The 24,507-nt window shown below is 66.5% G+C and carries 20 protein-coding genes; 12 read left to right on the top strand and 8 right to left on the bottom strand.

The window, feature by feature from the left end; translation table 11 throughout:
- The first annotated feature begins 16 nt into the window (after positions 1 to 16).
- From WS69_RS28465 to WS69_RS28445, 5 genes are all read left to right on the top strand, one after another.
- Entirely contained in the window at positions 17 to 1,087 is a 1,071-nt protein-coding gene (locus tag WS69_RS28465) for an ABC transporter permease (protein WP_059473979.1), read from the top strand.
- Positions 1,088 to 1,123: 36 nt separating this feature from the next.
- On the top strand, positions 1,124 to 2,065 hold the full coding sequence (gene nikC / locus WS69_RS28460; protein ID WP_059473978.1) for a nickel transporter permease: 942 nt from the start codon (positions 1,124 to 1,126) through the stop codon (positions 2,063 to 2,065).
- Between the two features lies 1 nt (position 2,066).
- Entirely contained in the window at positions 2,067 to 2,948 is an 882-nt protein-coding gene (locus tag WS69_RS28455) for an ABC transporter ATP-binding protein (RefSeq protein WP_059473977.1), read from the top strand.
- Positions 2,945 to 3,712 (top strand): ABC transporter ATP-binding protein, encoded by a 768-nt coding sequence (locus tag WS69_RS28450; RefSeq protein ID WP_082716567.1) that lies wholly within the window; start codon positions 2,945 to 2,947, stop codon positions 3,710 to 3,712. The genes WS69_RS28455 and WS69_RS28450 overlap by 4 nt, the downstream gene beginning before the upstream one ends.
- A gap of 320 nt (positions 3,713 to 4,032) precedes the next feature.
- A complete protein-coding gene (locus WS69_RS28445; RefSeq protein WP_059473975.1) occupies positions 4,033 to 4,368 on the top strand; it encodes a type 1 fimbrial protein in 336 nt (111 codons plus the stop codon).
- Between the two features lie 75 nt (positions 4,369 to 4,443).
- On the opposite strand, the gene WS69_RS28440 is transcribed toward WS69_RS28445, so the two are convergent.
- From WS69_RS28440 to WS69_RS28430, 3 genes are all read right to left on the bottom strand, one after another.
- A complete protein-coding gene (locus WS69_RS28440; protein WP_059473974.1) occupies positions 4,444 to 5,316 on the bottom strand; it encodes a LysR substrate-binding domain-containing protein in 873 nt (290 codons plus the stop codon).
- Between the two features lie 692 nt (positions 5,317 to 6,008).
- Positions 6,009 to 6,896: a PEN family class A beta-lactamase, Bpc-type gene (gene blaPEN-bpc / locus WS69_RS28435; protein WP_059473973.1), complete on the bottom strand. Its 888-nt coding sequence runs from the start codon at positions 6,894 to 6,896 to the stop codon at positions 6,009 to 6,011.
- 213 nt (positions 6,897 to 7,109) lie between these two features.
- Complete coding sequence (locus WS69_RS28430; RefSeq protein ID WP_059473972.1) at positions 7,110 to 8,096, bottom strand: peptidoglycan DD-metalloendopeptidase family protein; 987 nt, start codon at positions 8,094 to 8,096, stop codon at positions 7,110 to 7,112.
- A 612-nt stretch (positions 8,097 to 8,708) separates the two neighbouring features.
- On the opposite strand from WS69_RS28430, the gene WS69_RS28425 reads away from it, so the two are divergent.
- Positions 8,709 to 9,620, top strand: coding sequence for a LysR substrate-binding domain-containing protein (locus WS69_RS28425; RefSeq protein ID WP_059473971.1), 912 nt, complete (start codon positions 8,709 to 8,711; stop codon positions 9,618 to 9,620).
- A 615-nt stretch (positions 9,621 to 10,235) separates the two neighbouring features.
- Here WS69_RS28425 and WS69_RS28420 read toward each other — a convergent pair.
- On the bottom strand, positions 10,236 to 11,390 hold the full coding sequence (locus WS69_RS28420) for a porin (protein WP_059473970.1): 1,155 nt from the start codon (positions 11,388 to 11,390) through the stop codon (positions 10,236 to 10,238).
- A gap of 425 nt (positions 11,391 to 11,815) precedes the next feature.
- Between WS69_RS28420 and WS69_RS28415 the strand changes: the two genes are divergently transcribed.
- Together WS69_RS28415 and WS69_RS28410 are read left to right on the top strand one after the other, a co-directional pair.
- On the top strand, positions 11,816 to 12,973 hold the full coding sequence (locus WS69_RS28415) for an OpgC domain-containing protein (protein WP_059473969.1): 1,158 nt from the start codon (positions 11,816 to 11,818) through the stop codon (positions 12,971 to 12,973).
- Positions 12,974 to 13,043: 70 nt separating this feature from the next.
- Positions 13,044 to 13,889: an alpha/beta hydrolase gene (locus WS69_RS28410; RefSeq protein WP_059473968.1), complete on the top strand. Its 846-nt coding sequence runs from the start codon at positions 13,044 to 13,046 to the stop codon at positions 13,887 to 13,889.
- Here the strand turns inward: WS69_RS28410 and WS69_RS28405 are convergent.
- Positions 13,861 to 14,808: a delta(1)-pyrroline-2-carboxylate reductase family protein gene (locus tag WS69_RS28405; RefSeq protein WP_059473967.1), complete on the bottom strand. Its 948-nt coding sequence runs from the start codon at positions 14,806 to 14,808 to the stop codon at positions 13,861 to 13,863. The genes WS69_RS28410 and WS69_RS28405 overlap by 29 nt on opposite strands.
- A 262-nt stretch (positions 14,809 to 15,070) precedes the next feature.
- Positions 15,071 to 15,469 (bottom strand): carboxymuconolactone decarboxylase family protein, encoded by a 399-nt coding sequence (locus WS69_RS28400; RefSeq protein WP_059473966.1) that lies wholly within the window; start codon positions 15,467 to 15,469, stop codon positions 15,071 to 15,073.
- A gap of 369 nt (positions 15,470 to 15,838) precedes the next feature.
- Here WS69_RS28400 and WS69_RS28395 point away from each other — a divergent pair, with 369 nt between their 5' ends.
- Positions 15,839 to 16,780 (top strand): alpha/beta fold hydrolase, encoded by a 942-nt coding sequence (locus WS69_RS28395; RefSeq protein WP_082716580.1) that lies wholly within the window; start codon positions 15,839 to 15,841, stop codon positions 16,778 to 16,780.
- A gap of 290 nt (positions 16,781 to 17,070) precedes the next feature.
- On the opposite strand, the gene WS69_RS28390 is transcribed toward WS69_RS28395, so the two are convergent.
- Together WS69_RS28390 and WS69_RS28385 are read right to left on the bottom strand one after the other, a co-directional pair.
- Positions 17,071 to 18,180 (bottom strand): potassium channel family protein, encoded by a 1,110-nt coding sequence (locus WS69_RS28390; RefSeq protein ID WP_059473964.1) that lies wholly within the window; start codon positions 18,178 to 18,180, stop codon positions 17,071 to 17,073.
- Between the two features lie 191 nt (positions 18,181 to 18,371).
- The gene (locus WS69_RS28385) at positions 18,372 to 19,700 is read right to left on the bottom strand and encodes an NAD(P)/FAD-dependent oxidoreductase (RefSeq protein WP_059473963.1); all 1,329 of its coding nucleotides are present in this window, start codon (positions 19,698 to 19,700) and stop codon (positions 18,372 to 18,374) included.
- A 234-nt stretch (positions 19,701 to 19,934) separates the two neighbouring features.
- On the opposite strand from WS69_RS28385, the gene WS69_RS28380 reads away from it, so the two are divergent.
- The 3 genes from WS69_RS28380 to WS69_RS28370 all read left to right on the top strand — a co-directional run bounded on the left by WS69_RS28380 (position 19,935) and on the right by WS69_RS28370 (position 24,495).
- Complete coding sequence (locus WS69_RS28380) at positions 19,935 to 20,789, top strand: helix-turn-helix domain-containing protein (RefSeq protein WP_059473962.1); 855 nt, start codon at positions 19,935 to 19,937, stop codon at positions 20,787 to 20,789.
- 579 nt (positions 20,790 to 21,368) lie between these two features.
- A complete protein-coding gene (locus WS69_RS28375; protein ID WP_059473961.1) occupies positions 21,369 to 21,617 on the top strand; it encodes a hypothetical protein in 249 nt (82 codons plus the stop codon).
- Positions 21,618 to 21,714: 97 nt separating this feature from the next.
- Positions 21,715 to 24,495, top strand: a complete 2,781-nt coding sequence (locus tag WS69_RS28370) for a type VI secretion system Vgr family protein (RefSeq protein WP_059473960.1) — start codon at positions 21,715 to 21,717, stop codon at positions 24,493 to 24,495.
- The last annotated feature ends 12 nt before the right edge of the window (positions 24,496 to 24,507 follow it).

The raw sequence follows: 24,507 nt of genomic DNA, 5'->3' as shown, positions 1-24,507 counted from the left end.
CAACCGGATAAGCAACATGTCGACACCCGCCACCTCCCTCGAAGCGCTCCGCACGCTGCCCGCGCGGCGGCCCGGCGTGCGCTGGGCGCTGCGCATCCTGCGCTGGGCGCTCACGCTCGCCGTGACGTTCGCCGGGCTCCTCGCGCTCACGTTCGTGATCGGCCGCAAGGTGCCGATCGACCCGGTGCTCGCCGTGCTCGGCGACCGCGCGTCGGCCGAAGCCTATGCGGCCGAGCGCATTGCGCTCGGGCTCGACAAGCCGCTCGCGACGCAATTCGTGATCTATGCGCGCGACGTGCTGCACGGCAATCTCGGCATGTCGCTGCTGACGTCGAACCCGGTGCTCGACGACATCCTGCGTGTGTTCCCCGCGACGCTCGAGCTCGCGACGCTCGCGACGCTGCTCGGCATCGGGCTCGGCGTGCCGCTCGGCGTCGCGGCGGCCGTCAGGCACAACCGGCCGATCGATCACGTCGCGCGCTTCGTCGGCCTGATCGGCAACTCGGTGCCGGTGTTCTGGCTCGGACTGATGGGACTCCTGCTGTTTTATGCGCGGCTGCACTGGGTCGCCGGACCGGGACGGCTCGATCCCGTCTATGACGGGATGGTCGACACGCGCACGGGAAGCCTGCTGATCGATTCGGCGCTCGCCGGCGAATGGGACGTGTTCCGCAACGCGTTCGCGCATATCGCGCTGCCCGCCGCGATCCTCGGCTACTACTCGGTCGCGTACCTGAGCCGGATGACGCGCTCGTTCATGCTCGACCAGCTCAGCCAGGAGTACATCGTCACCGCGCGCGCGAAGGGGCTCGCCGAGCGCCGCGTGATCTGGCGGCACGCGTTCGGCAACATCGCGGTGCCGCTCCTGACCGTGATCGCGCTCACGTACAGCAACCTGCTCGAAGGCTCCGTGCTGACTGAGATCGTGTTCGCGTGGCCCGGCATCGGCTCGTATCTGACGGGCGCGCTCCTGAACGCCGACATGAACGCGGTGCTCGGCTGCACGCTCGTGATCGGGATCATGTTCATCACGATCAATCTGCTGACGGATGCGCTCTATCGCGTGTTCGATCCGCGCGCCCGCTGACGCGATGCGCACCCCGCTCGCCCGACCGATTTCGCCATGAACGCTTCATCCGACCGCTCCACCTCGAACCCCGCCGCGCCGACGCTGCGCGCGTGGCTGCTCTCCGACGCGCCCGCATCGCGCCGGCAGGCGACGCTCGGCCTCGCGTACCGCCGCTGGCGGCGCTTCGCCGGCAATCCGCTGAACCTGCTCGGGCTCGCGATCCTCGCCGCGCTCGTCGCGGTCGCAATCGTCGCGCCGCTCGTCATGCCGCACGATCCGCTGCGCCAGGTGCTCGCCGACCGGCTGCTGCCGCCCGGCTCGCCGTCGCACTGGCTCGGCACCGACCAGCTCGGCCGCGACATCCTCTCGCGTCTGATCGCCGGCTCGCGCCTTACGCTCGGCATCGCGATCCTCGTCGTCGCGATCGTCGTGCCGATCGGGCTCGCGATCGGCACGACGGCCGGCTATTGCGGCGGCCTCGTCGACAGCGCGCTGATGCGGATCACCGACATCGCGCTCGCGTTCCCGAAGATCGTGCTCGCGCTCGCGTTCGCGGCGGCGCTCGGGCCGGGCGTCGTCAATGCGGTGGTTGCGATCTCGATCACCGCTTGGCCCGCGTATGCGCGGCTCGCGCGCGCGGAGACGCTGCGCATCGCGAACGCGGACTTCATCCATGCGGCGCGGCTGCAAGGCGCATCCGACCTGCGGATCGTGCTGCGCTACGTGGTGCCGCTGTGCCTGTCGTCGGTGATCGTGCGCGCGACGCTCGACATGGCGGGCATCGTCCTGACCGTCGCGGGGCTCGGCTTTCTCGGGCTCGGCGCGCAGCCGCCGAGCCCCGAATGGGGCTTCATGGTCGCGTCGGGCCGCAACGTGCTGCTCGATGCGTGGTGGGTCGCGACGCTGCCGGGCGCGGCGATTCTCGTCGTCAGCATCGCGTTCAACCTGCTCGGCGACGGTCTGCGCGACGTCTTCGATCCGCGTCATGGAGCCTGACATGGCTGCTTCCGCCATTTCCCCGGACACGCCGCCGCTCTGCGAGATCGAAGGACTGCAGATCGGCTTTCGCACGCACGACGGCACGCTCGTCGAAGCGGTGCGCGACCTGTCGCTCACGCTCGCGCCGGGCGAGCGGCTCGGCATCGTCGGCGAATCCGGCTCCGGCAAATCGCTGACCGGTCGCGCGCTGCTCGGCCTGCTGCCCGCCGCCGCGCAATGGCGCACGCGGGCGCTGCGCTTCGACGGCCGCGACCTGCTCACGCTCTCCGCGCGCGAGCGGCGCAAGCTGTGCGGCAGTGCGATGGGCATGATTCTTCAGGACCCGAAGTATTCGCTGAACCCGGTGATGACGGTCGGCAAGCAGATGGCCGAGGCATTCCGGCTGCGCGATCCCGGCCTGCGCGGCCGCGCGCTGTGCGAGCGGATCGTCGATGCGCTCGCCGCGGTCGAGATCCGCGATCCGGCGCGCGTCGCCGATGCCTATCCGCACGAGCTGTCGGGCGGGATGGGCCAGCGCGTGATGATCGCGATGATGGTGTCGACAGGCCCGCGCCTCCTGGTCGCCGACGAGCCGACGTCCGCGCTCGACGTCGCGGTGTCGATGCAGGTGCTCGCGGTGCTCGACGACATGATCGCGCGCCATCGCACGGGCCTCGTGCTCATCAGCCACGACCTGCCGCTCGTGATGTCGTTCTGCGATCGCGTCGCCGTGATGTACGCGGGGCGCGTCGTCGAAACATGCGCGGCGCGAGATCTCGTCCACGCGACGCATCCCTATACGCGCGGCCTGCTCGCCGCGACGCCGCCGCTTTCGAATCCGCCCGACGCCCTGCCGGTGCTCGAGCGCGATCCGGCGTGGTTGACGGAGACCGCACGATGAGACGCGCACCGATGATCGAAGTCCGCGACGTCTCGATCCGCTTTCCGACCCGCACCGGCCACGTCGACGCGGTGCGCGGCGCGAGTTTCTCCATCGGCGCGGGCGAGGCGTTCGGGCTCGTCGGCGAGTCCGGCTCCGGCAAATCGACGCTGCTGCGCGCGCTCACGGGCCTCGTGCCGCTCGCGGGCGGCACGCTGTCGATCGACGCGCGCCCGATCGAAGGCAAACTCGATCGCACGTTCCGCCGCGACGTGCAAATGGTGTTTCAGGATCCCTATGCGTCGCTGCATCCGCGCTTCACCGTCGACGAGACGCTGCGCGAACCGCTCGCGATCCATCGACTGCCGGACGCGGACGAGCGGATTGCGCGCGCGCTCGCCGAGGTGGGGCTCGGCCCCGCGTTCCGTTTTCGGTATCCGCATCAGCTATCGGGCGGGCAGCGGCAGCGCATCGCGATCGCGCGCGCGCTGATCGTCGAACCGCGCGTGCTGCTGCTCGACGAACCGACGTCGGCGCTCGACGTGTCGGTGCAGGCGGAGATCCTGAATCTGCTGAAGCGGCTGCATCGCGAGCGCGGGCTGACGATGATCCTCGTCAGCCACAATCTCGCGGTCGTCGGCTTCCTGTGCAGCCGCGTCGCGGTGATGCGCGACGGCGCGATGGTCGAGCAGCTCGGGATCGAGGACGTGCGCGCGGCGCGCGTCGGCACCGAGTACACGAGAACGCTGCTGCGCGCGACGGAAGGCTATCGGCGAGCGGGCTGACGCGCGCGCGAGACGCCGAAGCGTGGCGGCGTAACAGCACGCTCGCATGCGTCCGTTCGACGCAGCGCCGCCGTGCGCCTTCGCGTCGCGCTCGTCGGCAACGCCATGCCCCACATCGCCTTGTATTCGCCGCGTGCCGCTTCTATCTTGAAAGCGTCAGCATCTTTCGAAAGGCGCCAACCCGTTCGTTGTTGACGCAACCTTCTAATCCGTTCGCATCAAGTTTTCGCATGCACTGCCGTTTACGCATTTAGCTTCGCAGCGTATCCGCAGCCTGCCGTTCGGAACGTTGCGGGGCGCTCATTCGCGTGGAGTACTCTATGCAACGTCCATCGCTCATTGCGTCCAGCCTGTTGGCCGTGTCGATGTTTGCGCTTTCCTCCGCGGCTCACGCCCAGCAGACCGGCATCATCCGCTTCACCGGCATGATCGTCGAGCCGCCGTGCTCGTTCTCGGTCGCAAGCGACGCCAGCGCGCGCGCGCAACTGCAGCCCGCCTGCCCTCGTCCTGCGAAAGGCGCCGTCACGTTCGTCGATCCGCAAAGCGGCGCGGCGCTGCGCACGGTCAGGTTCACCGAGCAGTCGCGCACGATTCCGCTGCCGGCGGGCCGGCCCGGCGCCCCGCAGCGCATCGTCGCCGTCGTGTCGTATCTGTAGCGGCGGCCGCGCGGAGCACGTTCGGCGCCCGGCCTCGCCCGGCGAGATCGCGGCCGAACCGGACGAGCCGTCCGGTCAGTCGCGATTCGCTTCGAGCCACCCGCTGAAACGCTGGATCTTCTGCTGTTGCGCGACGCTGTCCGGATAGACGAAGTAATAACGCGCTCCCGTTTTCAGCACGATGTCGAGCGGCGTCGCGAGCCGCCGTGCGGCAAGGTCCTCCTCGCTCAACGTCAGGTCGCCCAGCGCGACGCCGAAGCCTTGCGTCGCGGCGCTCGTCGCGAGATCGAGCGTGTCGAAGCTCGGCCCGCGATCCGGGTCGACACCGGCTGCGCCCGCATACTCGAGCCAGCGCCGCCAGTCGCGGTGATCGCGCGTCGGATGCAGCAGCGTGTGGCGCGCGAGGTCGTCTACGCGCGCGATCGGCCTGTCCTTCAGCAAGTCCGGCGAACACACGGGCGTGAGGCGCTCGTCGAAGAGCGGCACGGCCTTCATGTCCGTGCCAGGCGACGTCCCGTAGACGATCGCCGCATCGAACGGCTCGCTCTGGAAATCGATGTCGTGCCGCCAGGTGGTCGTCATCTGCACGTGCAGGTCCGGATGCTCGCGCTGGAACCGCATGATCCGCGGCAACACCCAGCGCATCATGCAGGTCGGCACCTTCAGCGCGAGATCGGTGCGTTGGCGCGTGAGCTTCCGTGAAATGTCCTCGATCCGCGCGAAGCTCTCGACGACGACGGGCAGCAGTTGCTCGCCCTCCGCCGTCAGCGTGAGGCCGCGCGCGTGGCGCATGAAGAGCGGAAAGCCGTAATGCGCTTCGAGCGATTGAATCTGACGGCTGATCGCGCCTTGCGTCACGCACAGCGCATCGGCGGCGCGCGTGAAGTTGCGATGACGCGCGACCGTCGCGAAAATCTGCAGGGCGTTCAAGGGTGGAAGGCGGCGCATGGCGGTCGACGGCGAAGCGGAGGCAACACGGGGACGCGCAGGCGATGCGGCGGACGATGCCTGCGGGCAAGCCGTCACGATAAGCGAAATGCGGGCGCTGTGCGAGCGTTCGGAACACGAAGCGTTTGACGAGCCAGGACAAGGCGGGACGGAACGCACGCGACGCGCGGCGTGAATCGCCGCTGCCGCGTGGCTCGTGCGAGCGATGCGGGCCTCGCCGTCACGTGACGTTATGACAGACGATTCCCGGCGTCGGCGACATGATGCGGATCGTGCGAGAAGGGAAAGCGGCGCGGCCTGCATACCGCGATGGATGTTCGAATCGCCGTCGCCGGCGGCGGGCAGGAAACTCGGCGGTACGAAGCGGCTCGCGCTGTGCACGAACGCGGCACTGCCCGATCACCGAGGCGAACGTTCGAATCCCCGTCGCCAAACGGGAGGATGCTGCCCGCGCCCGTTCGTGGCGCACGCTGCGCGCCTCAGGGCGGCCCGCCTCGCAACGAACACGACCAAGCGGATCGATCGACATCGCGTGCATGCCGGCGACCGCCGAAACCGATCACGCGTCGGACGATCGCCTCACCGAAACGACGATGCCCGACGCATCGGCATGGCGCGCACGGCATCGCTCGCACGACGCGTTGAGCCGCCGCCAGCCACCCGCGCGCCGGACACCCCCGAACGGCGTACCGTCAGCCGAACGTCCGCGCGGCGATCCGCGCCGCCGACGCGAGCACGTCGTTGCGCGCCTGCGCATTCTTGTCGCGCATCGTCGTATAGATGACGATCACGATCGGCGCGCGGTTCGGCGGATACGCGACGCCGATGTCGTTCCCCGTCCCGTAATCGCCCGTGCCCGTCTTGTCGGCGACACGCCAGTCGGCCGGCACGCCCGCGCGGATCCGCGCGCCGCCCGTCGTGTTGCCGAGCATCCACGTATCGAGTTGCGCACGTTGCGCAACGCCGAGCGCATCGCCGACGAGCAGCCGCCGCACGCTCGCGGCCATCGCGGCAGGCGTCGTCGTGTCGCGCTCGTCGCCGGGAATCGCGGTATTGAGCTCGGTCTCCCGGCGGTCGAGGCGGAACATCGTGTCGCCGATCGAACGCGCATACGCGGTGACGGCCTGCGGACCGCCGAGCAGCGCGATCAGCAGGTTCGCTGCCGTGTTGTCGCTGTACTGGAGCGTCGCCGCGCAAAGTTCGGCGACGGTCATCCCTTCGCCGACGTGCTTCTCGGTGATCGGCGAATAGCTGACGAGGTCGCGCTTCTCATACGGAATCCGGCGCCGCAGCAACGTGGCGTCGCCCGCGCTGCGCGCGAGGATCGCGGCCGACAGCATCGTCTTGAACGTGCTGCAGAACGGAAAGCGCTCGTCGGCGCGATGCGCGATGCACGCGCCTGTCGCCGTGTCGAGCGCGACGAAGCCGAGTCGGCCGTCGAACGACGACTCGAGTTCGCCCAATTGCCGCTCGGCGGCGGCGACGCCGTTCGTGTTGCCGCGCAGCGGCGCACATGCGCCGATCAGCGGCGCGGAAACGGCAGCAGCAAGCAGTGAACGGCGCAACGGAGAATGGTTCATAAGCGGATAGCGAGAGGGTGAACGGACGCGAACCGGGCGGCGCGGCACTCGCGCACCCGGAATCGCGGCCCACGAGCGTATCAGTTCTCGCTGCACGAAACCGTGCGGATTTGTGGCCGCTCGCGCGCACGACGCCGCGCCCGGGCGATGCGTCAAATTCGCCGCGCATCGCCCGCCTCTCGTTCGCACGCCGCCAGCGTGCGCGATCGATCGCTATCCCTGCTGCCGGCCCGGCAGATACTGCATGGGATTGACCGGCTTGCCGTCGCGCCGTACTTCGAACAACATCCCCGCGCGCGTGCTGTCGCCGGCACCCATCTCGGCGATCTGTTCGCCCTGCTGAACGATGTCGCCCGTCTTCACGAGCACCTTGCGATTGTGCGCATACGCGGTCAGGAAATCCACGTTGTGCTGGACGAGGATCAGCGTGCCGTAGCCGTTCAGGCCCGTGCCCGCATACATCACGCGGCCCGACGCCGCCGCGCGCACCGCATCGCCCGCGCGTCCGACGATCCGGATGCCGCGGTTGCGGCCGGGCTGGAACGTTTCGGCAATCGCGCCCTTCGCCGGCCACGCGAGCGCGATCGACTGCGCATGCCGCTTCGTTTCCTGCACGACGCGGCGGTTCGCCGCGCGATCGGCGGCACTTTCGGGCGTCGAAGCCGACTGCGACGCATCAGCAACCGACGACGACGGATTCGTGCCGCCGGCCGGCGCCGCGCTCGCCCCGCTTGCCGAACCGTTCGTACGGGCCGCGGCGGCGGCAATGCCGGGCGCACGTGCGAAATTGGGGCCGCTCGCCGCCTGCGAGGCGGCTGCATTTTCCGCGCTGGGCGGCGCGATCCGCAGCACCTGCCCGATGGCGATTCGGGTCCGGCGGCCCATGTGATTCCAGGCCTGCAGGTCGCGCACCGTGCAGCCGTTCGCGTCGGCGATCGCCGACAGCGTGTCGCCGCGCTTCACGAGGTAGCGCGTCGCGAAGCGCGCCGGCGCGACGGACTTGTCCTGATGCTGCGCCGCATCGCTGGCCGGCGGCGCGGCGGCCGCCTGCGCGGCGCTCGCCGACGAAGCGGCAGCCGCCGCATCGGCGAGCGTATCGGTAGGCGTGACAGGCGACGTGGTTGCGCAACCCGCGACGACGAGCGCGGCCGCCATGCCGGACAGCCACGCGACACTGCGGTCGATCTCGCTCTTGCTCATGCTCGAGACAACTCCGGTCATTGAATTTTTTGAGCATCTCAAAAATCGCCGCGAGCGCGTGTAACCGGATGCAAGAATGATGACAAAATCGCAGCAAGAATTGTGGAAACTGAAATTGCACCGCTGCAATTCCGCTTGAAACGAAATAATTCGCTGATGCGACGCTGATAAGCACGACTTCGATGCACAGCGCAAAACACGCGTTCGCCCCGTCAAAAATGCCGAACCGAGCCTATTTCGGACGACTGGGCGCGTTTTTTTGCGCACGGCGTCCGGCGATCCGCACGCGCCGCGCCCCGTTCACCCGACGGCGAATTCGTGCGCCGCACCCTCCGCGACCGTTCGCGTCACGGCTACGCCGCGACCAGCGTCGAATACGCGAAAGCGGCGCCGCAGCAGAGAAAGAAGATGTGCAACGCGATCTTGAACGCCAGGAGCCAAGACGGGTTGCTTCGCATGCGCGCCTCCGGATCGACGAACGAGCGGACATGATGCGCGGCAATTCGTCACACGAAAATACGGAACCGGCGAAGCGGCGCTCAGGCACAGCCTGAACGCGCCGCGCCGCAATCCTGTTACCGTATCGGCCATTACAACGACAACGCAAGCCCCATGCGATTCGACCTGACCGATCTGCGACTTTTCCTGCACGTCTGCGAAGCCGGCAGCATCACGGGAGGCGCCGAGCGCGCGCACATGACGCTGCAATCCGCGAGCGAGCGAATTCGCGGCATGGAAGAAGAACTCGGCGTCCCGCTGCTGCAGCGCGCGAAGCGCGGCACGCGCGCGACCGAAGCCGGCCGCGCGCTCGAGCACCACGCGCGCGTCGTGCTGCAGCAGATCGACCACATGCGCGGCGAACTCCAGCAATTCGGCGCCGGACTGCGCGGCCACATTCGCCTCCTCAGCAACACCGCGGCGCTCAGCGAGTACCTGCCCGACGCGCTCGCCGAATATCTGCCGCGCCATCCGAAGCTGTCGGTGAGCGTCGAGGAGCGCTCGAGTCAGGAGATCGTCCATGCGATCCGCGGCAAGACGGCGGATTTCGGAATCGTCGCCGATTCGGTCGGCCTCGACGGACTCGAGCAGATGCCGTTTCGCGAGGACTGGCTGATCGCCGTCGCGGCGGTCGACCATCCGCTCGCCGCACGCGAGCGGGTCGCGTTCACGGAACTCGTCGACGCCGACTTCATCGGCATGACGGACGGCAGCGCGCTGCAGGTCCACCTCGCCGAACAAGCGAAGGCGCTCGGCAAGCGGATCGACTACCGCGTGCAGTTGAAGAGCTTCGACGCGATCTGCCGGCTGATCGAGCGCGGCGTCGGGATCGGCATCGTGTCGCGCCATGCGGCGCTGCGCGCGCAACAGACGATGCAGATCCGCCTGATCGAGCTCACCGATCCGTGGGCGCACCGCCGGCTGACGATCTGTGCGCGCAGCTTCGACGAATTGCCGAAATACACGCGCGATTTCATCGCGTTTCTCGCGCACGATCCGGGCAAGGGCGAATCGTTCGCGGCTTGATCGCTTGGTCGCCGAATGGCGTTCGCTCGTCGCGGCGCTTCGGCTCGGGGAATCGCTGCGATTCGGTTATGCGCCGCGCCCACCACGCGTACAGCGCGGCAAGCATCGCTTGATGGACGATCTGCCGGGGCTCGTTCGGGTCGAGCGAATTGTCAGCTGATCTGTGCAGCAAACAAGCAGAACGGGAAAGACGTGGATTCCGCCGCGCTCGATCCGAACCGCCCGGCGGACGCGAACAGCAAATGCGGTTAGCGGTTAGCGGCTACGGCTCCTCGCCTTCCCGACGCGGACCAGCCCGTGTTGCGACTGGCCAGACGAGAGATCTCCCGGTTCCCGCACAAGGAGCGTCCGTGCGTGCCAGGGTCTCTGACCACGCCGGGTCGTCGAGGCGCTCGCGCTTGCGCGCCCCTTCGTGTTGCCTTCCGCGTTCTGAACCGCGTCGGCACCCGGAATAACACAACTATCGCGGCTCAACGGCTGGCCCACACGCTCCCCTACCGACGCTTCGCCGACCGCCTCGCGGCGGCCTGCGCACGGCTCGGGGCCGATGTGGCTCGCTATACCTTCATCGCAGTGGACTTGCACCACTTACTCCTTGCCGGTCTCCCGGCGCACTCAGAACTTGTGGCGGATCGCCGCGCGGACCGCGAACTGGTTCGCCGAAGCCGACGGGCCATCCGTACCGACGACATAGCCGCCGTCCGCGATCGTGCCCGTCTTGTCGCCCGCGACCTTCTGCCATGCGCCTTGCAGGTAGACGTCGGTGCGCTTCGACAGGTTGTAGTCCGCCATCAGACCGACCGTGTGGTACTTCGGCTTCACGTTGCCCGCGGCCGCGTCGAACTTGCCGTCCGTATACACATATTGCGCGCCGATGAAGAGCGCCGGCGTCAGCTGGTACTTGCCATTGATTTCGAAGTTCTGGAACTTCGTCGCGGTCAGGCCGAGGCCCGTGAACGTCGACGACGGCAGATAGACCGTCGACACCGGATTCTTGATGTCGGCCTTCGTGTACACGAAGCCGACCGTCGCCGGGCCGAACGTGTAGTTGACGCCGCCGCCGAAGATGCGCAGGCGGTCGGCCGTGAAGTTCGCGTCGTTGTCCGCGATTGCGCCGCTCGCGGTCTTGCCCGGATTGTTCGCCTGCAGGTACGCGGCGGCGAGTTGCAGGCCGCCCATCGTGTACGCGGCGCCGATGCTGTACTGACGGTTGTTCGAGAAGCCGGTCGCGTTGCTGAAGCTGTACGTGCCGCCGACTTGCAGGCCGTTCCAGTCCGGGCTCGCGTACTTGACCGTGTTGTTCACACGGAACGAGTTGTCCGTGTTGTCGTTGTCGAACGGGTGCGAAAACAGCGTGCCGCCCCAGTTGCCGTTCGCGGTCAGCGGCGCGAGGTAGTCGACGACCGAGTCATACTGACGGCCGAGCGTCAGCGAACCAAATTGCGTGTGCGACAGGCCGACGAACGCCTGGCGGCCGAACATCCGGCCGCCCTGGCCAAGCTTGCCATTGTTCAGATCGAAGCCGTTTTCCAGCGTGAAGATCGCCTTCAGGCCGCCGCCCAGGTCTTCCGAGCCGCGCAGACCCCAGCGGCTGCCTTGCGCGAAGCCGCTCGCGAGCTGGTAGTTGCTCTTGCCCACGCCGTTGACGTTCACGTTGCTCGTGTAGTTGAAGCCCTCGTCGATCACGCCGTACAGCGTGACGCTGCTTTGGGCGAAAACCGGCGCGGCGAATGCGAGCAAAGCGGTTGCGGAAATGACTTGCTTTTTCATTATCGGTATCTCCAGACTTTGTTTTCGACAACCTCGCACAAGCCAGGCTGCCACGACGCATTTCAAATTTCGGCGCCCCATTTCGGAGCATTTCGAGTGCATCCCGTCTCCGACGGCCCACGTCGCGGGATTGCTGCAATGAAAGAAATACTGTCATGCAAAAAATGCAACGTCCATGTTGGTGCATCACTTTTTTTACATTTCGTTGCGTATTGCCAACTACTGTGTCGGGATTTCGTCAGGATCGTTTGTAACTTCGCGTAAACCCGAAACCCTCGCCTTCGATGGCACAATGCGCGACCATCGTCGTCTGAATCCGATCATGTAGCGATGCCGCCCCCCATCATGCGTCCCTTGTCCGTCCCCGTTTTCGCCGTTCCAGCCTCGCACCGCGTCCGTCGCGCGTCGCGCGCACGCGACGCCGCATGAACGCCGCGCCGGCCCAACGCTACGCCGAGCTCGACTTCTTCCGCGGTCTCGTGCTGCTCGTCATCGTCGTCGACCATATCGGCGGCAGCATCCTGTCGCGCGTCACGCTGCACGCGTACGCGCTCTGCGACGCGGCCGAGGTGTTCGTCTTCCTCGGCGGCTTCGCGACCGCGATCGCGTACAACTCGCTCGCCGCGCGCCACACCGAGGCCGCCGCGCGCCAGCGCTTCGTCAAACGTGCGTTTGAAATCTACCGCGCGTTCCTGTTCACGGCCGGCCTGATGCTCCTCATCACCGCGGTGCTGAACGCATTCGCGATCGATGCGCCGAACATGCCGACCAACGATCTCGAAGGGCTGCTGCACGCGCCGCTCGCCGCGCTTCGCGACATCCTGCTGCTCAGGCGTCAGCCGTATCTCGCGTCGGTGCTGCCGATGTACGCGTTCTTCGCGCTTCTCGTGCCGCTCGCGCTGCCCGTCGCGCGCAGCCGCGGGTGGTGGCTGCTCGTCGTCGCAAGCGCGGCGCTGTGGCTCGCCGCGCGCAAGATCGCCGGCTATCTGCCGACCGACGACGGCGCGCCGTGGGACTTCAATCCGTTCGCGTGGCAGTTCCTGTTCGTGCTCGGCATCGTCGCGCGCTGCCAGCCGATCTATCAGGTGCTCGCGCGGCGGCCGGTCGGCTGGTTCGCGACCGCGGCCGCGATCGCCGTCGTCGCGGCGGGCGCGTATTACCGGCTGCGCATCGAGCCGTTCCCGACCGATCCGTCGATCAAGCAGAACCTCGGCCCGCTGCGGCTCGCGAACTTCATCGCGATCGCATGGCTCGCCGCGAAGCTCGTCCATCTCGGCTGGATGCATCGCATCGCGCAAGCGATGCCGTGGATCGGCACGATCGGCCGGCAGGGGCTGCTCTGCTTCGTCGCCGGCACGGGCATCTCGCTGTCGGTCGATTCGCTGCTGTACGCGGCGACGGACGGCTACCTGAATTTGCCGCTCGGACTCGTCGCCGATGCGGCGGCGGTCGGCCTGCTGTACGTCGTCGCGAAGCTGTACGCGCCGCTCGTCGCACGGATGTCGGACTTCGTGCGGCAATCGCGGCTGTTGCAGCCGTTCAGGCCGCCATTGCGCCCGCCGCTGCGCCGGCCGAGGCGCTGACGCAGAAAACCCGCACACGACTGTCATTCGCTGCTGCTAGCATATCGGCGCCCATACCAATTACGCCGTCATGCGCCGATTCGTTTTGTTTCTCGCCGCGCTGCTCGCCGCCGCGCTCCCTCTCGCCGTGCACGCGGCGCCCGTCAGCAGCATCGCCACCCGCACGTTCCGCTCGCAAGCGCTGCACCGCGACTGGTCGTACACCGTCTACCTGCCGGCAGGCTACAACCCGGAGGGCGCGCGCTATCCGGTGCTGTACCTGCTGCACGGCAACGCCGGCAACGCGAACGACTGGATCACGCAGGGCCGCCTGCAGTTCACCGCCGACGAGCTGATCGAGCGCCGGGACATTCCGCCTGTCGTGATCGTGATGCCGCAAGGCGGCACCGATTGGTACGTCGACCGCAAGGAGAAGATGCAGAGCGCCTTCCTCGACGACCTGATTCCCGACGTCGAAGCGCACTACGCGGTGTCGAACCAGCGCGCGGGACGGGTGATCGGCGGCGTGTCGATGGGCGGCTACGGCGCGCTGCGCTTCGCGCTCCTCGAGCCCGAGCGCTTTTGCGGCGCGATGCTGCTGAGCCCCGCGATCTACGCGAACGAGCCGCCCGCCAGCTCGGCTGCGCGCTACGTCGGCGTGTTCGGCGACAAGCAGTTCGATCCGAAGGTCTGGCACGAGCTCAACTACCCGGCGCTGTGGCGCAGCTATTTCGCGCAGCCGCTGCGGCTGCGGATGTTCATCGCGGCGGGCGACGACGACCTGTCGATCCAGGCCGAGTCGAGCGTGCTCTACACGAACCTGCGGCGCGCGCAGAATCCGGCCGCGCTGCGGATCGTCGGCGGCGCGCACACGTGGGACGTGTGGCGGCGCCTGATCGGCCCGGCGCTCAAGTACACGCTCGAGTGCGTGAAGTGAGCGCGACGCGGCACGCGGCGAGATCCCAGGCTGCGCAGCCGACGCTCTTGAAGAATACCGGCGTACCCGGTACGGCCTCGGCGGATGCAGGCGCAGCCGCTTCTTTCGCGCGCAGCGCGTCGGCAAGCGAATGCACGCGCATCCAGTCGACGCCTGCGGCGATCAAATCGCCCGCCTCGTGGCGCGCGCCCGCCGGATCGTCGACGTAGAGCGCACTTCCTGCGATCGTCCGCGCGCCGACCTCGGCCGCGTCGGGCGTAAACGCGCCGACGCCGACGACGAGCCGCCCCGCCCGCGCCGCCTCGTCGTAGACGGGCGTCGCGCTCGTCGTCGACGTGATGATCGCATCGAGCGTATCGGGCGGCGCGTCGCCGTCGATCGGCTCGAGCGTCGGCAGCACCGCGCGCAATCGCTCGCAGAACGTCGCCGCTTGCGCGGCCGTACGCGCCTTCACGCGCACCCGCGAGCCGGGAAACAGCGCGGCGAGCGCGTCGACGTGATGCGCGGCCTGCGCGCCGGCGCCGATCAGCAGCACGTCGCGCGGCGCGGCGGGCAGGAACGTGCGGATCGCGAGCAGCGTGACCGCAGCCGTCCGGCGACCGGTGACAGTCGGGCCGTCGAGCGCGAAGAGCGGCTCGCCCGTCGTCGGATCGACGACGCTCACCTGTCCCTGGATCGTCGGCCGATCGCCGCCGCGATTGCGCGGACACACGGTCACGAGCTTGTGGATCGCGAGATCGGACGCCGACGCGGGCATCGACAGCATCACGCCGCCTTCGTTGAGCGGCACGATGAGCCGCGCCGGGCTCGCGATCCGGCCGTCGGCCGCGTCGAGCGCGGCCGTACGCAATGCATCCACCAGCTCGGCGAACGGCGTCAGTCGCGACGTCTGCGCCGCGTCGAAAACCGCTGTCGTCATCGTTTGTCCTCCTGAAGGGAGCGTCGGCTTCGGGTTCGTGGGTCCGTTCGGGGGCTTTGCTGGTTGTTCGGTGTTGCTCTTCGGCTTCGTGCTCTTGCGGCGTCGATCAGTCGTCTCGGCTACTTGGCTACTTGGCTACTTGGCTACTCCAGTATCGACGATCAGCGATGATCCGCAAGCAGACGGCCGCCGCCGCCGTCGCGGCCGGTCGGCGCTGCCGCGAGCCCAATGCGCGATTCCGGCGACGCGGCGCACGTCGCCGTCATTCGCCGTCATCGGGCACGCCGAGCCCCAGCGCATCGATCACTTCGCGCGCATTGCGGAACGCCTCGACGGCCGCGGGCGCGCCCGCGTACAGCGCGCTGTGCAGCAGCACCTCGCGGATCTCGACGAGGCTCGCGCCGTTGTTCAGCGCACCGCGGACGTGCCCCTTGAGCTCGTGGCCGCGGCCGAGCGCCGCCAGCATCGCGCACGTGCACAGGCTGCGCGTCTTCAGATCGATGCCGCCGCGCTGCCACGTGCTGCCCCACGCATGCTCGTTCAGCCAATCCTGCAACGGCCGCGAAAAGCCGTCCAGGTTGCTCATCGCACGCTCGACGAAGGCGTCGCCCATCACCTGCGTCCGGCGCGCCTTGCCCTGCTCGCGGTCTGCTTCGCTCATGCTGCGCCTCTCTCGAAAGGGATGTTCGTAGTGGATTCCGGGTCGTCTCAGATGCTACACGGCTTCGATCCCGGCGCCGGCGCTTCGCGGTCGAGGTTTTCCCCCATTGCGGGGCCCCCTTGGCGGCGCGCTTCCGTCCGGCGCGCCGCCAGATGTCGCGCGAGCAAATTCCGGATGGTCAATGAGTCACATCACGAATATCCAGTAGGCAAATCGACAGCCGCAGCCTAGACTCATTCGATGCCGCGCGCTGCCGGCGCCCTGCGCCCATCGCCGCGCCCCCCGTGCGACGACGGGCGAACGCCCGTGCAAGCGCACGCCGCACAGGCCGACGACGACGGCTTGCGCATTGCGTCGCGCGTCGCGCGAATGCCGAAGACAGGATATCGAAGACATAAATCAGGAGATCCGACCTTGGATGATGCCGATGCGCGCCGCGTGACTTCGTTCAATCATGAAGGACTGACTTTCGACGTCGTCGATACGGGCCCGATCGACGGCAAAATCATCGTGCTGCTGCACGGCTGGCCGCAGACGGCGAAGTGCTGGGCGCGCGTCGCGGCCGCGCTGAACGCCGACGGCTACCGGACCGTCGCGCCAAACCAGCGCGGCTACTCGCCGGGCGCACGCCCGCACCGGGTCGCCGCGTACCGGATGCCGCACCTCGTCGGCGACGTCGTCGCGCTGATCGAGCGGCTCGGCGGCGGCCCGGTCCACGTCGTCGGCCATGACTGGGGAGCGGCCGTCGCCTGGGCGCTCGCGGCCCAGCACCCTGCCGCGGTGCGCACGCTGACGACCGTGTCGGTGCCGCACTCGGGTGCGTTCATGCGCTCGATGCTGAGCAGCGACCAGTTGTTCCGCTCGTACTACATGGGCCTCTTCCAGTTGCCGAAGCTGCCGGAGCTGTTCGTCACGCGCGGTCGCAAACTGTTCGAGAAAATGCTGACGCGCACCGGAATGACGCGCGACGAAGTAGACGCCGTCTATACCGACATCGTCGACGCGGGTGCGCTGACGACATCGCTCAACTGGTACCGCGCGATCCCGCTGACGCCGCCCGGCTATCTGTCCCGCAAGGTGTCGGTGCCCGTGCTGCACATATGGGGTGCGCGGGATGCGGCGTTGTCGCGGCGCGGCGCCGAGCTGGCGCGGCACTTCGTGAGCGGCCCGTACCGGCTCGAGGTGCTGCCGCACGCGACCCACTGGATTCCCGAACACGACGCCGACAAGCTCGCCGCGCTCATACGCGAATCGATCGCGATGGGGCCTGACGCAGCGCCCGGCGATCTCGCCGCCGCGCCGGCGAACTGACTGTCAATCTCGGATCGGCCGATTCGCGCCGAGTCCGGAACAGCGCGCGTTTGCTCACGTGAGGCGCGGCGGCGAGTCGATCGGCGCGCGACGCTTCTGCGCGCGTGCGCGTGCGTCGCGCATCGCCTTGATCGCGCCGACGCATCGGCCAATGGTCGGCGAACCGTTCCTCCGCCGAACGAGCCAATGAAGCCTCCGCGATTCGGCGCATCGGGACATCACGAGACCCGCGCGCCGCCAACCGCGCACGCACGCGCGACGGGCCGGACGCCCGTTCCCGACGCGTCCGCTCAGTCCGCCACGTCGATGCCCGCCCGCTCCGTCGCCCGCGTCGACTGGATCACGACGAGCGTATCGCCCGCCTCGATCCGGCACGGCGGATCTTCGTAGAACGACAGGATCTTGCCCGCGCGAGCCAGCCCGACGACGAGCGCGCCCGTCACCGCATTCGACAGGCAGCCGATCTCGTGCACGGCGGCCGGCCGCTCGACGAGCGTCGCGCGGCCGCGCGTCGACAGCATGTCGTTGACGAACGGCACGATGTAGCGGCTCTCGACCGCATCGGCGAGCAGCAGCGCGCCGATCTTCGTCGACGACACGATCACGTCGGCGCCCGCCTGCCGCAATTGCCGCTGGTACAGGTTCTCCTGGATCCGCACGACGATCTTCGTATCGGGCGCGATGCTGCGCACCGACAGCGTGAGCAGGATCGCGGTCGGGTCGTCGGTAACCGAGATGATGACCGCCTTCGCGCTGCGCACCTGCGCCTGCTTCAACAGATCCTCCTGCGCGGGATCGCCGCAGAGGCCCGTCACGCCGAGCGCCGCGGCCGCCTCGAGCGCCTGCTCCTGCGAGTCGATGACGATCAGCGTCGCCGGATCGACGCCGCTTTCGAGCAGTTCGCGCACGGCGATCGAGCCGCTCAGGCCGTAGCCGCAGATCACGACGTGGTCGCGCAGATTCTTTTGCAGGCGCTTCATGCGGAAGTCCTCGATGACTCGTTGAATCACGAATTGATAAGCGGTGCCGAGAAAGATGAACCAGATGCCGATGCGAATCGGCACGATGAAGAACGCATCGATGAGGCGCGCACGCGCGGTGACGGGCACGATGTCGCCGTAGCCGACCGTCGCGACCGTGACCATCGTGAAATAGACGAGGTCCGCGATGCTCATCGGCGCGCTCTTCGTCGAGTCGCGCAGGCCGTCCCGATCGAGATACAGCACGAGGAACGCGAGCATGCACAGGCCGATCACGAGCGCGAGGCGAAACACCAGCGTGCGCAGCGGCGACGCGGCGGGCCGCATGAACAGCGTGCGCGGACGCGGCGCCGTCCACGGCGTGCGCGCCTTGCGCAGGCGAAAGCGCAGCGACTTGCGGTAATCGGAAGGCGATGCCAATGATTATCTCCAGAACCGGGCGTCGCGATTTTACGCTGCCGGACGACGCCGCGCGCGGCGGAAACCGTCGTCGCGCACCGCACGTCGTGCTCGAACGCGCGCTATTTGCCGATGTTTGACGCCCGCCGCATCGCCGGCATCGCCCGCAGCGGCGCGGCTGTCATGCTCGCCGTCGCGAACGGTCATCGACGCTACAGCATGCTTCTCGGCCGCCGCATCGTCCCGTCGACGAAACGCGCCGCGCGAAACGCGGACAGATCGACCGACGTCGCGCCGGTATCGACCCACTCGGCGAGCAAGCGGCCGACGATCGGCCCCATCGCGAAGCCGTGCCCGCAGAACCCCGTCGCGATCGCGAGTCCGTCCGGCGCGCGCGGCGCGTCGATGACGGGAATGCCGTCGGGCAGCACGTCGATGAGGCCCGCCCACGCCTCGACGATCTGCGCGTCGCGCAGCGCCGGAAAAATCGTCTTCAGCTTCGCGAGCGCGCGCGGCGCATGCGCGGGATTCGGCTGCGGATTCGGATCGCGCGGCTCGATCGCGGGCGCACCGCCTGCGATCCGCGTCGTCAGATCGCGCCACGCCGCGCCGTTCAGATGAAAGCGGAATTTCTCGCGCTGCGTCCAAAGTTCGGGCAAGAAGACGCTCAGTCCGCGCAGGTGGCCGAGCGTGACGTCGACGTCGACCTGCATGTCGTCGGCGAGGTTGATCGCGCCGTTCGCGCGCTGCCGGATGCCGAGGCCGTGTCCCCAGATCGTCGATGCGGACACGGCGGGCAACGCGTTCGTGCGCATGCAGGTGCCGCGCACCGCCTGCTGCGGCAGCCGGATGCCGACGCCGTCGAGCAGGCAAAAGCTCGTCGCGCCGGCCGCGCAGATCACGCGCCGCGCCTTCACGACGCCGCGCTCGGTCACGACGCCCGTCACCGCGCCGCCCGACGTGTCGATCGCGGTCACGCCGCAGCCTTCGAAGAAGCGCGCACCGGCTTCGACCGCGCGTGCGGCGAACGCCGCGGCAACGCGGCGCGGCTCGGCCTGGCCGTCGCTCGCCGTGTAGAGGCCGCCGAGCGCGGTTGCGGCGAGGCCGCTCGCGTGCGTGTCGATCTCCGCGCGCGTGAGCGTGCGTGTGTCGAGCCCGTGTGTGCGCGCGACGTCGATCCATTGCACGAACGACGCCCAGTCGTCGTCGTCGTCGGCAATATAGAGACAGCCGCCCTGCCGCCATTCGAGATCGACGCCGAGCTCGCGCTCGAGGCTTTCCCACAGGCGCATGCCGGCCATCATCAGCGGCACCTCGGCGGCCTCGCGGCCCTGCTGGCGCACGAAGCCCCATGCGCGCGTCGATTGCTGTCCCGCAATGCGGGATTTGTCGAAGACGACCGCCTTTATTCCGCGCAGCCCGAGATAATAGGCGGCCGCGCAGCCCATGATGCCGGCGCCCGCGATCACGACGTCGGCCTGCGTGGGAAACGGCTCGTCGGCGCGCGCGAGCGTCTTGTGAAGCGGATAGGTTGTGGTCATATCGGAAGTTCTGGCGAAAACGCCATTGGCGAAAACCCGTCACAGTAACCTCACGAAACACCTTTCACAGAAAAACGCACACTAGTGCGCAGAACGAACTTTATATTTGCGGTAAAGTTATCCCTTCCACGCGTGGCCGGTCGGCTCGCTTCATCCGGTGGCATCGAACGATGCCGTACCGTGCGCCTCGAGGCGCTCCCTTCTGAATCACTCGATCCGATCCGTTCCCGCAGTATGGCCAACGAAGCAAACACCACGGATGCCCTTGCCGTCGCCGAGCGCGTACGCGAACTGATGACCCGTCACGGCATCGGCAAGCGTCAGCAGACGACCGAGCTGTGTCGAATTCTCGACCTGAGCTTTTCCCAAGGGCATCGCAAGCTGCGCGGCAGCAGTCCCTGGACGCTCGCGCAAATCAAGAAAGTCGCCGAAGCCTATGGCGAGCCCGCCGCGCAGCTATTCGGCGCGCAGGCCCTCGATCCCGGCATGGTCGGCGCATGCGCGCAAGACGCGGTGCTGTATGCAGGCATCGCCGAAATTCCGTGCACTGCGTGGATCGGCGGGCTGCTCGACGCGGGCGCGCGTCCCGAGTTCGTCGCCTACGAGCAGCAGGGCCGCTGGCGCGTGCTGCGCCACACGGGCGTTCTCTATCAAAACGCGTACGACGTTCACAAGATCGAAATCTATCCGCGCCGCGCGGAAAGCGACAAGCTGCTCGTCGCCGTGATCGACGCCGACAGCGTGAGCGCCGGCGAAGTCTGCCGCTATCTCGACGAGCAGGGTTTCGTGACGGCCCGCTTCGGCAGCGTCGGCGCCTTCGTCGACGCGCTGCAAGGCCAGGCGTTCGACGCGGTCGTCACCGAATGGATGTTCGACGGCCGCACCGCCGCCGATGCGATCCAGGCCGTGCGCGCGTCCGACAATCCGGGCGCGCCGATCTTCGTGCTGACGGGCGACCTGCTGACGGGCCGTGCGAGCGAGACCGAAATCAGCGAGGTGATCCGCGTGTACGACGTCGTCTGCTACGAAAAGCCTGCCCGCATGGCGATCCTGAGCGCCGATCTCGCGAAGCGCCTGTCGCGCGCGTGACGATGGCGGCGCGCGGATGTCGGGCATCAGCGCGCCCCCAATCATCTATATTTATCGGGGTGAATGACATTGCACAACGAGGAATAGTGAAGCACTGTCAATAACTTAAGTGTATTGAGCAGGTGAAAGCAATGTAATGCAATTGACCGGCATTAGCTCCCTTGAGCTTGTCCCGCGGGAGCCCACATCCCGCGGTTTCGACGACGCTGCAATCACCATTACGACGCTTCACCAGCGGTTCACTTTCGTTCGTCTCTTCGATCCATACCTGACGGCGTCCTCTCCGCCATTTCCTCAACGCTCACCACCAGGGCCCTTTACCCTCGCGGCTTGAGGTGGTTTGTGACCTGCGCCTGCGCGCCGATCGCGAGGGGCCTACCCTCATCTTCGATAAAGTACCGCGTCAGCCAGTACTTCAGCTTTCGCGTTTCGGACACACGGGGGCCGTGGCGGAGAGACCTTCGGGTCTGCCGGTTCAGTTCATCGTTCCTGGTCTTCCAACTCCGTTATCGTGCCCGCCCACCCTCGTTTTTTCGTCGTCGTCGGCGCGGGCTACTCCTGACAAGAGAGAGCCAGTGCGTGACGCAAGACGACCAATCCACCGCGACCGACCAATCTGCTGCGACCTTTGGCAGGCGCTACGGCAAATTGAACCGCGATATCGCGATACTCGAAAGCATCGTCCAGCATGCAGTGGAACCCCTTCAGGATTTTGCAACCCTGTTTGCCCGCATCATCGCGCACTACGCGACGCGCGCAGAGATGTCCACCGAAGACCGGGAATGGGATTGTCAAATGGTCCTGAGGCAAACCCTTGGTTTCGTCTGACGTAAGCTACAATCGCGCGAGCGACCCCGGTCGCCATGGCTGACCGTCCTCGTGTCACTTTCTTGACGGTCGAACCGCAGAGAAAGGATAACGAAAAATGGTACTCAGACCATCCACGCTCGGGGAACTGAAATATCGCGACCTCTATGAGGCCGTCCACCGGGGAATGCTTCAGCGTGACCGGCTGTTGATGCTGAACACCCCGCTCGGCAAAAACGCTTTGATTCCATTGCGGGCGCGCGGATCGTCCGGCATCGGCGGCGACTACCACTGGACGGTCGATGTTGCATCGCTGAACGACGACACCGCGTTGCTTTCGTTGATGCACCACCCCGTTACCCTTTGGATTCAGCAGCGGACTACGCTGTATGCCGATCCGGTTTATCGTCCGGTGCACGGCTTTGTGCATCAGGTCAGCTATCTGGGCGGGGACGGCGGTCTATCAACGTACCAGCTCGAATTTTCCTCTGCCCTGATTTTCCTGAGCTATTCCCGCAACGACGAGGGATGGCTCGAAAAAGATGCGCGCGAAATCATTTCGGAAATACTCAATCGGTATCCGCAGCTTCGGGGACGGTTCCGCTTCGATCTGACGCGTGAGCCGGTTGTGCGCTCGTGGTGCCGGCAAAGCGAGTCCGACCTGCATTTTGTACACCGCCTTCTCGAAGAAGAAGGTTGGTATTTCTATTGGGTACATGAGCCAACGAGCGAAGGCGAGCCGCCAAAGACGACGCTCGTCATTCTGGATGGCGTGTCGTCACTGCCGGAGGCAAAACCAGCCGAATACTATCGTGGCAATACCGACCACGAGGCCGACGGGTTCACGCAATGGGTGATCATGCAGACGATGCAGAGCCTGCAATTCATATCCCGCTCGTTCGATTACAAACGGCCAGCCTCGCATTTTGAGGCGAGCAGCGCGTTGCCATCGACGACCTATGTAGAAGACGATGGGCGACACAGGTACATACGTGGCATTCCGCGCGCTCCGATGACGATCTACGAGCCAACTGCCTACGGTTATGCCGACACGGACAGCGGCGAGGCGCGTGCGCATCGCCGCGTGCAAGTCTGGGAATCACGCGCGCGCCGGTATTTCGGCGTCAGTGGTCTACGGTGGCTCGATGCGGGATTACGGTTCACCTTGAACAACCATCCGCGCCATGCGGACGGTGACCCGAAGAAGCGGGAATTCCTCGTGATCGAGGCGCGCTGGTTTATCGAAAACAACGTGCCGATTGGTCAGCAGGTGACCGAATATCCGCGTAGTCTGCGTGCGACACTGGCCGAGCAGCAGGCGGTACATGATACGCATTTCACGACGCCGGGGCACGTGCAGGATGGCACGACGGGCTTCTTCGTGATGGAGGTTGAAGCGCAGGAGACGAGCGTCGAATATCGTAGCCCGCTTGTGCATCGGAAGCCGCCGATGACGATTGAGCATGCCATCGTCGTCACGCAAGAAGGGATGGAGGCGTGGACGAATGAACGCAATCAGGTCCGCGTGCATTTCGCGTGGGACCGGAAGAATCCAGACGGCACGTTCGGATCGTCGCCGCTGCTGTCGGCCATGCAGGCCGATACGGGTAACGGCTATGGATCGGTTCACGTGCCGAGAGCCGGCGAATGGGTTCTCGTCGCTTATTGGGGAAACGATTGCGACAAGCCGTTCATTTTGGGGCGCGTCAACGGCGGCACGACCCCTTCGCAATGGCATTCGAATGTTCTGCTGTCGGGATTCCAGTCGCAAGGGTTTGGCGGCACGGGCGCATACAACGCATTTGTCCACGACGACGCCACGCATCAAAGCGGCACGCGGATCATCAGCTACACGGGCAAGAGCTATGCTGCACTGATGCAAGGCTATCTGATTCAGCAGGACGGCAACACGCGCGGCCGATATCTAGGTTCGGGCTTCGCACTGCACGCAGACGAGTTCGGTGCGGTTAGCGCGAGCAAGGGCTTATCGATCAGCACGCATGCGAAGGGCTACGACGACGAGCAAATGAGCGCAGACGAGGCGCGAACCCAGTTGCAGCAGGCGGGAATGCTGGTCGAGTCCCTATCGAGTGCGAGCACGACCGCGCAGGCGGAAACCCTGCAAGCGGGCCAAGACGCGCTCAAGGGGCTATCGAAGGAGATTCAGTACGCGGTATCAGGCTCAACGTCCGGCGGCGTGACGGCCGGCGGCGGCACGGGCAACGCGAACGGATTTGCGCAGCCCAACATTCTGGTATCGACGCCGAAAGACCTTGCACTCGTGGCGGACCGATCGGCCCATATCGTTGCCGAAGGCGAGGCGAATATCGTCAGTAACGGCAATACCCATGTTGCGACGGGCAAATCGATGATCGTGGCGGCCGCGGAAAAACTCAGCTTCTTCGCGCAGAAATTTGGCGCGTTCTTTGTCACGGCGAAAGGCCCGATCAAGCTGTCGGCCAATACTGACGACGTGAGTATCAACGCGGGCAAAGACGTGATGATGAAGGCCAAGCGCATCGTGCTCGATGCCGATGAAATCTGGATCAAGGCCGGCGGTTCGTACACTCGGTGGACGGCTGGCGGAATCGAGGACGGGACACAAGGCCCGCGCACGGTCAAGTCGGCATCCTTCAGCCGTCAGGGGCCGAGTTCCGTCGCTCAGCACCTGAACAGCTTGCCGCAGGCGAAATTCAATGATCCATACGTACTGCGAAATCAAATCACGGGCGAAGTGATGAAAAACCATCCGTACGAGATTGTGCGCGGCGACGGCACACGCATCAAAGGCATGACGAACGAATTGGGACACATTGCCGAGCAGAAGAACGAGGATGTCGAGTCGCTGAAACTCCACGCTTTGCGCCCTACTCCGAGTGCGGACGACACGTCAGCATGACATCCAACATCA

This window comes from Burkholderia sp. BDU5 (assembly GCF_001522845.1).
GTDB lineage: Bacteria > Pseudomonadota > Gammaproteobacteria > Burkholderiales > Burkholderiaceae > Burkholderia > Burkholderia mayonis.
This window is presented reverse-complemented; position numbering and strand designations above follow the sequence as displayed.

Excerpts from the sequence above, each read along its gene's own strand:
- WS69_RS28450 (WP_082716567.1), top strand. The coding sequence starts at position 2,945 with ATGAGACGCGCACCGATGATCGAAGTCCGCGACGTCTCGATCCGCTTT.
- WS69_RS28455 (WP_059473977.1), top strand. The coding sequence starts at position 2,067 with ATGGCTGCTTCCGCCATTTCCCCGGACACGCCGCCGCTCTGCGAGATC.
- nikC (WP_059473978.1), top strand. The coding sequence starts at position 1,124 with ATGAACGCTTCATCCGACCGCTCCACCTCGAACCCCGCCGCGCCGACG.
- WS69_RS28445 (WP_059473975.1), top strand. The coding sequence starts at position 4,033 with ATGCAACGTCCATCGCTCATTGCGTCCAGCCTGTTGGCCGTGTCGATG.
- WS69_RS28425 (WP_059473971.1), top strand. The coding sequence starts at position 8,709 with ATGCGATTCGACCTGACCGATCTGCGACTTTTCCTGCACGTCTGCGAA.
- WS69_RS28415 (WP_059473969.1), top strand. The coding sequence starts at position 11,816 with ATGAACGCCGCGCCGGCCCAACGCTACGCCGAGCTCGACTTCTTCCGC.
- WS69_RS28395 (WP_082716580.1), top strand. The coding sequence starts at position 15,839 with ATGCCGAAGACAGGATATCGAAGACATAAATCAGGAGATCCGACCTTG.
- WS69_RS28440 (WP_059473974.1), bottom strand. The coding sequence starts at position 5,316 with ATGCGCCGCCTTCCACCCTTGAACGCCCTGCAGATTTTCGCGACGGTC.
- blaPEN-bpc (WP_059473973.1), bottom strand. The coding sequence starts at position 6,896 with ATGAACCATTCTCCGTTGCGCCGTTCACTGCTTGCTGCTGCCGTTTCC.
- WS69_RS28400 (WP_059473966.1), bottom strand. The coding sequence starts at position 15,469 with ATGAGCGAAGCAGACCGCGAGCAGGGCAAGGCGCGCCGGACGCAGGTG.
- WS69_RS28420 (WP_059473970.1), bottom strand. The coding sequence starts at position 11,390 with ATGAAAAAGCAAGTCATTTCCGCAACCGCTTTGCTCGCATTCGCCGCG.
- WS69_RS28370 (WP_059473960.1), top strand. The coding sequence starts at position 21,715 with ATGGTACTCAGACCATCCACGCTCGGGGAACTGAAATATCGCGACCTC.
- WS69_RS28410 (WP_059473968.1), top strand. The coding sequence starts at position 13,044 with ATGCGCCGATTCGTTTTGTTTCTCGCCGCGCTGCTCGCCGCCGCGCTC.
- WS69_RS28380 (WP_059473962.1), top strand. The coding sequence starts at position 19,935 with ATGGCCAACGAAGCAAACACCACGGATGCCCTTGCCGTCGCCGAGCGC.
- WS69_RS28385 (WP_059473963.1), bottom strand. The coding sequence starts at position 19,700 with ATGACCACAACCTATCCGCTTCACAAGACGCTCGCGCGCGCCGACGAG.
- WS69_RS28405 (WP_059473967.1), bottom strand. The coding sequence starts at position 14,808 with ATGACGACAGCGGTTTTCGACGCGGCGCAGACGTCGCGACTGACGCCG.
- WS69_RS28430 (WP_059473972.1), bottom strand. The coding sequence starts at position 8,096 with ATGAGCAAGAGCGAGATCGACCGCAGTGTCGCGTGGCTGTCCGGCATG.
- WS69_RS28465 (WP_059473979.1), top strand. The coding sequence starts at position 17 with ATGTCGACACCCGCCACCTCCCTCGAAGCGCTCCGCACGCTGCCCGCG.